This is a genomic window from Rhodomicrobium udaipurense JA643 (assembly GCF_000636015.1).
GTDB lineage: Bacteria > Pseudomonadota > Alphaproteobacteria > Rhizobiales > Rhodomicrobiaceae > Rhodomicrobium > Rhodomicrobium udaipurense.
On record NZ_JFZJ01000164.1, the window covers coordinates 1 to 6,356 of the forward strand.

Genomic DNA, 6,356 nt, shown 5'->3' on the forward strand with positions numbered 1-6,356 from the left:
TGGCGGCTGCGGGCGTGACCATTGACACGCGCGGCGGTCATCCGATCGCTGACGGCAAGCTGCATCGCGTCGACAGCGCCGACAAGGGCGGGCACGGTAAGCGGCACGCTTGGTATACCATCCATCTCGACGAGCCGCCGTCCGGCGCTTTCGGCAACTGGCGATTGGGTATCAAGAGCACGTGGACCGCTGACCGGCAGGTCAAGCCGCTTTCGCAAGCCGAACGCGCGGCCATGGCGAAGCGCATCGAGGCCGACCGCCGTAAGCGCGATGCAGAAGCCGCGCTCCTCGCAGCTCGCGCTGCCGATGTCGCCGCGCGGCTGCTGTCGCCGGACAACAGCGCGGCTGCAACGGCGGACCATCCGTATCTTGCGCGCAAGCGACTGCCAGCGTTCGGCGGTGCGCGCGTCCTTCAGCGTGACTTCACCTACAAGATCGACGACGAGGACGACTGGCGCACAGCGTGCAAAGGGCTGCTGCTCGTGCCGATGTACGCGACGACACCCGGCAAGGCGAAGCTCGTCGGCGCGCAGCTCATCGACGGCGAGGGCGTGAAGCGGTTCATGAAGGGCACGCCGAAGCTTGGCGCGTTCTGCTCCATCGGGCGTCCATCGTCGGCGGACTCACCCGTCCTGATTGCCGAAGGCTACGCCACGGCAGCGCGCTTGCATCAGGCCACCGGCCACTGCGCCGTCGCGGCCTGCGATGCGGGAAACCTCGCGCCCGTCGCCATCGCGCTGAAGGAAAAGCGGCCCTCGGCGAGGTTCGTGATTTGCGCCGACAATGATCGTTTCACGACGCAGCCGGTCAACAATCCGGGCCTCCACTTCGCGCGCATGGCAGCCGACGCCATCGGCGCGCCGCTCGTCATCCCTCAGTTCGGGCCGGGCGGGGCGACCGACTTCGACGACCTTGCGCAGCTTCGCGGCCTCGATGCCGTGCGAACCGCGCTCGGCGACGTGCTGGATGGGAGGCTCGCATGACCGCGACAGCAAACGGGCGCGCAGCTGAGACCGCCGCGCAGCAGAGGCCGAAAGCGGCGAAGCGGCAGAAGGGAGACGGCGGCGAAGACGGCGAAGGAAAATCGCAGCCTCAACGACTGCTCGCGCTCGCCGAAGAGGGTGTCGAACTCTTCCACGACGCCGACGACGAGGCTTTCGCCACGGTGATCGAAGGAAAACGCCGCTTCACGTCGCGAGTTGACGGGCGCGCGTTCAAATCAGCGCTCTTGCAGCGCTTCCATCGAGAACACGGCATCGCGCCATCAGATGAGCCGTTGCGAACGGCGGTTCGCACCTTGGAGGCCCGCGCCCGTTTCGATGGGCCGGAACGCGAGGTTGCGCTTCGCATCGCACGCGGCGAGGGGACAATTCTCATAAATCTCGGTCGCGAAGACGGCGCGCTCGTCGAGATTACGCCCAACGGATGGCGTATCGTCTCTGACGCGCCGATCCGATTCATTCGCTCGCCGGGAATGCTGCCGTTGCCGATCCCCGAACGTGGCGGACGGATAGCTTCGCTCGCCCAACTCCTTCACGTGGAGACGAAGGCCGATTTTTTGATGGTAGTCGGCTGGCTGCTCGGCGCCTTGGCGGCGGGACCATACCCGATTGCTGCTCTTACTGGCGAGCAAGGCGCGGCGAAAAGCTCGTCTTCGCGGACGCTGCGGCGGCTAATCGATCCAAACAGGGCGCTCCTTCGGTCGTTGCCGAAGGAGGAGCGCGACCTTGCTGTGACGGCGATGAACAGCCATGTTCTCGCCTTCGATAACGTGTCAGGCCTCCCCGCCTGGCTCTCTGACGCCCTCTGCAAGTTGGCAACCGGCGGAGGCTTCTCATGCCGCGCCCTATACACCGACAACGCCGAATTCATCTTTGACGGGCGGCGGCCCATCATCAACGGCATCGAGGATTTCGCCACGCGCGGCGATCTCGCGGATCGATGCCTGATGCTGCGGTTGTCGCCAATCCCGGAAGGCGAACGTCGCACGGAAGCTGAACTTGACCAACTCTTTCAGCGTGAGGCCGCGCGCTTACTTGGTGTACTGCTGGACGCGGCTGCCTACGGGCTTGCAAATCCCATGACGCTGCGGTCACGCCCGCGCATGGCGGATTTCGCCGAATGGGTCGCCTCCTGCGAGGGATTTTTCGAGGGAGCGAAGCTGCCATTTGACGCTGCGACGGCGGTGTGGCGGCGCGGCGATTTCATGTTGGCATATAGCGCCAACCGACGCGACGCCACGGAAACCGTGCTCGACGCCGACTCTGTCGGAGTGGCATTGCGAGCCTTTATGGAGGCGCGCACGAGCTGGACCGGCACCGCTACCGACCTTCTCGGCGAACTCGCAACGCTTTCCAGCGACGGTACGCGTCGTGATCGCGAATGGCCTGCCAATGCACGAGGACTCGCTGGAAAATTGCGCCGCCTCGCTCCCGCCTTGCGCCGCACCGGCATCGAAATCGAGCACATCCGCGCCGGGGGAAAGACGCGGGCGCGGCTCATGACAATCACGTACACGCAGCCACCCGAATTTGCGTCCGAACAGTCCGACCGTCCGAAATCCGAAGTTGAGCGCGGAGTGCGGACGCAAAGCCGCACAGTTCGGACGCAAAGCGAAAGCGGTATCGTCCGAAATAAGTCATTGATTCAAAAGGATGTCGGACGGAGCGGACGCAAATTTCCCTACGCCGGACGGCAGCGTTGCCGATGGTGATGGCTGGACCGACCTATGACGGCGCGCGCACTGCTCACCCGCGCCTCAGCGAAAGGCGTTGAACTCGCCGTTGCCGAGGGCAAGCTTCGGATGAAGGGCGCGGCATCGCCCGCTCTTCTGGCTGAACTGCGCGAGCATAAGGCCGACATCATCGCCTTGCTCAGCGCGCCGTCGATCACTCCAGCCAGCATCGCCGACTGGCGGGCCAAGGCTGAGGCCGTAGCCGCCGCCGACACCGCGTGGCGGATGCTGAAAGACGTAACGCTCGCTTTCCTCGACACGGCAGAAGCCGAAGAAGCCGCGCGCCTCGGCTGGGACGCGGTTTCGCTGTTCGGCGTCCATGCTGGCAGCGCACCCCGCCAGCGCGTCGATTGCTGGGGCCTCGCCGTGCATCTCGCCTGGAGCGTCTTTCACCTGGAGATTTCGGGTCTCCGCGAAGACGCCTGCACGTTGAAGACCGGAAGCGGCGCAGCACAGACGCTGCGCCGACACCATCCGAACCACGCCGACGCGCTGCCCTGGTGGCGGCACGCGGCCCTGTCCAATCATGATTGAGGAAATTCGCCATGGAAAACGCCGCGTTCGCTCCCGTCTTCCGATTTATCGATCCGGCACCGCCACGTTACGGACAGACGAAGCTCGTCGAAGAGATGCAGCAGGAGGTGGCCAAGCACGTACACGCCATGTTCGGGCCCGAAGCATTCGATTGCCCCAAGACATCGGCGGCATGGCATGAAGCCGGTCACTGCATCCTTTACGTTGCCGAGGGCTTCGAGGTGCGGAGCACAAGCATTTTCCCCATCGTCCACAAAGGCACGCAACAGTGGATCGGCAAGACGGACGGCGGCGTTCCATACACCGGGCCGGACACAACCGCCCAGGACGATTTGAGGCATGCCCGCCGCATCATTGCGGGCTTTGCCTCGGAAGCGCTCTTCGACCGCCGGAACTGTAAGCCCGGCTCATCGCTCAACGAGCGTATTTTGGTGACCTGCATCGCGCACAGCGCAGCTGCCAAGCTTGGCGTATCGTTCGAAAGCATCGAGCGTGATCTCAAGGCGCGTGTGACATCGGCCCTCGAACGCAGCCATCGCGCGCGGCGGATCGCGATGGAGCTGATCGGAAACGGCTCGATCAATGCCCGAAGGCTTGAGAAGCTTCTCGGCGGGGTGACGAGATGATCGGGAATGCCCTTGCGCGCTCGAATTTCGTCACGATATTCGCCACGTGACGAAATCCGTGACGAAACGCCCGCGAAAGCGCGTGGCACGCTGCGATTGGTGCGGCGAGAAAATCGCTTCCAGCGGACGCGGGCGCACGCCTCGCTTCTGCTCTGCCTCCCATCGTCAGCGCGCCTATGAATATCGGAAGCTGAAGCTCGCTCAGGCTGTCCGCTCACCGCTGGCGGCGTTGAAAAACGATCTTGCGGAGACTGAGTTGAAGCGGCTCATCGCCCGTGAAGTCACCGCGATGGTGAATCGGGCACTTGCGGAACGAGGCGTGCCGCCGATACCAAGCGCTCACAAGCCGCCGCAATTGAAGCTCTTGAAGCCTGACGAGTAGTCGAAAACCCCTCATCGATAAAAAGGGACGATTTCAGTCTCTTCCGGTGTCGTGACGGCGGGTGATCAAATCGTCACATAGGTGCAATCCTCAAAATTGAGGAGATGATAGAGGGTGTTCGGACTTTTCCGCAAAATTGCAGGAATGCTCTGCTACGTTCAAAGTTTGCGAACCGGCGCCCCCGCTGCGTTCTGCTGGAAATCCGGGTGATGATGGCCATAGACGCGCTCCAGCGTTTCGACCGTCATGCCGAGATAACCAGCGGCCTCCCATGGATCCACACCCGCCTGCATCAGCCATGTCGCCGCCGTGTGGCGAAGCGAGTGCTTCACGATCTCATCTGGAACGTCAGCGCGCTCGCACGCCTGATCCCATGATCGGCGCAGCTTCTCGACAGGCTTGCCGCGATAGGTGATGACGTGGGTCAGCCCTCGCGCCGCGTCCTGCTCCCGCCAGCGCCGCAGATGCGGGATGAGCCGCCAATGCAGGCGAGCTGGCGGCGTGCGCTTCTTCGTCTCCCTCACCTTCGTGCCGCGCCGATAGATCAAGCCGTGGTCAAGATCGATCGATCCATCGACAGGAGACCGAAGCCAGCGAAGGCTCAAGATCGCCGCCGTTCTCGACCCCGTGTAGATCGCGATGAGAATGAACCGCACGAGGTGCTTGCTCTCCGGCGCGCGGTACGCGGCCCAAAGCAGGGCTGCGGCTTGCGAGCGTGTGAGCCATCCCTCTCGCGGCAATGCCGCCGGCGGCTTCGTGACGGTCGGCACGACATCGAGCACGAACTCGCGGTGATAGAAGTTGATCGCGGCGGACAGCACGTCGAGCTCACGCCGCGCCGATGGCCCGACGCCTTGCGCCGCGCGCCACGCCACATAATCGCGGCACTTCTGCCCGGTGATGGCGGTCAAGGTCGATCCAGCGAAGAACTCCGCCAGCTTGTCGACGCGATAGGCTTCCCCTGGAGGATCAGCGAGCAGCGGAATGCGATTCTTGGCATAGAACAAAAGCACGTCAGCAATCAGCGTGGCGGCTGCTCGACCTTCCCCCGGCGCTTCATGCTTTGCCGTGATGTATCGGGCGAGAGCCCTCTCAGCCTCAGCGATTGCTCTTTCAGGGCAGCCAGTGCTGATTTGGCTTCCGGCGTCAAGGATGACCCAGATTGGTTCTCGGTCGGGTCCGCCAGGTCGGAGCCAGAGACGCGGGGGCGACTTTTTTCTTGGCATACGGCCAACATCTCCCTGATGGCCTGCTCGGACACGAACTCTTTTCGGGAAACCTTGATGACAGCCAGCCGCCCGCGCCGAGCTTCTTTCTTCAAATCCTTGGCGGTGATGCCGATTTCCGATGGAAACAATCCACACGCGTCTTCAAGCGTGTAGAGGTTGAGCGGATTTCGGCGGCGCTGGGCGATCAGCGCTTGGAATGCCTCCTCGATCACTTCACGCAGCTCGCGCTTCTCCTTGCGCGCCAAGCGGCGAAGCTCGGAAAGCGTCTCCGCATCAACCTGCATCAGAAGTTCTTCGCGAGCCGAGTCATTCATGCTGCGCCCTCTCTGTGCGTGTCGCTACGGTTGCGATTCCAAATCGTCACCTTCCGAAGCATGAATCGCTACGCCTCAGACCGTCACTTGAACCCAAATGCCCAGGGCATCACGACGAACTGAAGGAAGCCCAGGATCCCCCCAAACGCAATGCCTCCTGCAATTCCGGAGACTTCATAATAATTCCGCCAGAACCATGTCGTCGGGGCGGTTCTCCGCTGCTGAATGCGCCGCCGAAGGAAGGGCGGAATGATCGCACCGCCGATGAAAAGCCACGCTAGAAGAGCCATGACAGCAGAGGCGACGATAGCAGCAGCCAAGGTGATAAGTGTGAGCATCGAAGCTCCCGCGTCGCAGTCTGTGAGGCCGCGCCTCAATCGGCGCTCTCTTGAGGCGATTCGCGTTCTGGAAGCTTGCGGGAGATTTACGCTCGCCCGTTTCGGCGAGCGTGAGCGCGACATGCTGAAGGCGCGCGGGCGCAACCCGCTTTGAGGAGACCGGCGCGTTATCCCCGCGCAGCGGATCCCGCGATTGCCG

9 protein-coding genes are annotated in these 6,356 nt (G+C 63.2%); 6 read left to right on the top strand and 3 right to left on the bottom strand.

Annotated features, from left to right (window positions below):
• From T281_RS15830 to T281_RS15850, 5 genes are all read left to right on the top strand, one after another.
• On the top strand, positions 1-983 hold a 983-nt coding region (locus T281_RS15830), incomplete at its 5' end, for a toprim domain-containing protein (protein WP_210164081.1).
• A complete protein-coding gene (locus T281_RS15835; protein ID WP_052037586.1) occupies positions 980-2,713 on the top strand; it encodes a hypothetical protein in 1,734 nt (577 codons plus the stop codon). The genes T281_RS15830 and T281_RS15835, both read left to right, overlap by 4 nt.
• A gap of 15 nt (positions 2,714-2,728) precedes the next feature.
• Positions 2,729-3,268, top strand: coding sequence for a TubC N-terminal docking domain-related protein (locus T281_RS15840; protein ID WP_037241686.1), 540 nt, complete (start codon positions 2,729-2,731; stop codon positions 3,266-3,268).
• A gap of 11 nt (positions 3,269-3,279) precedes the next feature.
• Positions 3,280-3,894 carry a hypothetical protein gene (locus T281_RS15845; protein WP_037241689.1) on the top strand — a complete coding sequence of 205 codons (615 nt, stop codon included), beginning with the start codon at positions 3,280-3,282 and terminating at the stop codon, positions 3,892-3,894.
• A 46-nt stretch (positions 3,895-3,940) separates the two neighbouring features.
• Entirely contained in the window at positions 3,941-4,276 is a 336-nt protein-coding gene (locus T281_RS15850) for a hypothetical protein (protein ID WP_037241692.1), read from the top strand.
• Between the two features lie 158 nt (positions 4,277-4,434).
• Here T281_RS15850 and T281_RS15855 read toward each other — a convergent pair whose 3' ends face one another.
• The 3 genes from T281_RS15855 to T281_RS18955 all read right to left on the bottom strand — a co-directional run bounded on the left by T281_RS15855 (position 4,435) and on the right by T281_RS18955 (position 6,157).
• Positions 4,435-5,289, bottom strand: a complete 855-nt coding sequence (locus T281_RS15855) for a site-specific integrase (RefSeq protein ID WP_037241696.1) — start codon at positions 5,287-5,289, stop codon at positions 4,435-4,437.
• 8 nt (positions 5,290-5,297) lie between these two features.
• Complete coding sequence (locus T281_RS19190) at positions 5,298-5,819, bottom strand: hypothetical protein (protein WP_037241700.1); 522 nt, start codon at positions 5,817-5,819, stop codon at positions 5,298-5,300.
• 83 nt (positions 5,820-5,902) lie between these two features.
• Positions 5,903-6,157, bottom strand: coding sequence for a hypothetical protein (locus T281_RS18955; protein WP_037241703.1), 255 nt, complete (start codon positions 6,155-6,157; stop codon positions 5,903-5,905).
• Between T281_RS18955 and T281_RS18485 the strand changes: the two genes are divergently transcribed.
• Positions 6,150-6,311 (top strand): hypothetical protein, encoded by a 162-nt coding sequence (locus T281_RS18485; protein ID WP_155955306.1) that lies wholly within the window; start codon positions 6,150-6,152, stop codon positions 6,309-6,311. The two genes, T281_RS18955 and T281_RS18485, sit on opposite strands and share 8 nt — an antisense overlap.
• The last annotated feature ends 45 nt before the right edge of the window (positions 6,312-6,356 follow it).

Excerpts from the sequence above, each read along its gene's own strand:
- T281_RS18955 (WP_037241703.1), bottom strand. The coding sequence starts at position 6,157 with ATGCTCACACTTATCACCTTGGCTGCTGCTATCGTCGCCTCTGCTGTC.
- T281_RS15835 (WP_052037586.1), top strand. The coding sequence starts at position 980 with ATGACCGCGACAGCAAACGGGCGCGCAGCTGAGACCGCCGCGCAGCAG.
- T281_RS15845 (WP_037241689.1), top strand. The coding sequence starts at position 3,280 with ATGGAAAACGCCGCGTTCGCTCCCGTCTTCCGATTTATCGATCCGGCA.
- T281_RS19190 (WP_037241700.1), bottom strand. The coding sequence starts at position 5,819 with ATGAATGACTCGGCTCGCGAAGAACTTCTGATGCAGGTTGATGCGGAG.
- T281_RS15840 (WP_037241686.1), top strand. The coding sequence starts at position 2,729 with ATGACGGCGCGCGCACTGCTCACCCGCGCCTCAGCGAAAGGCGTTGAA.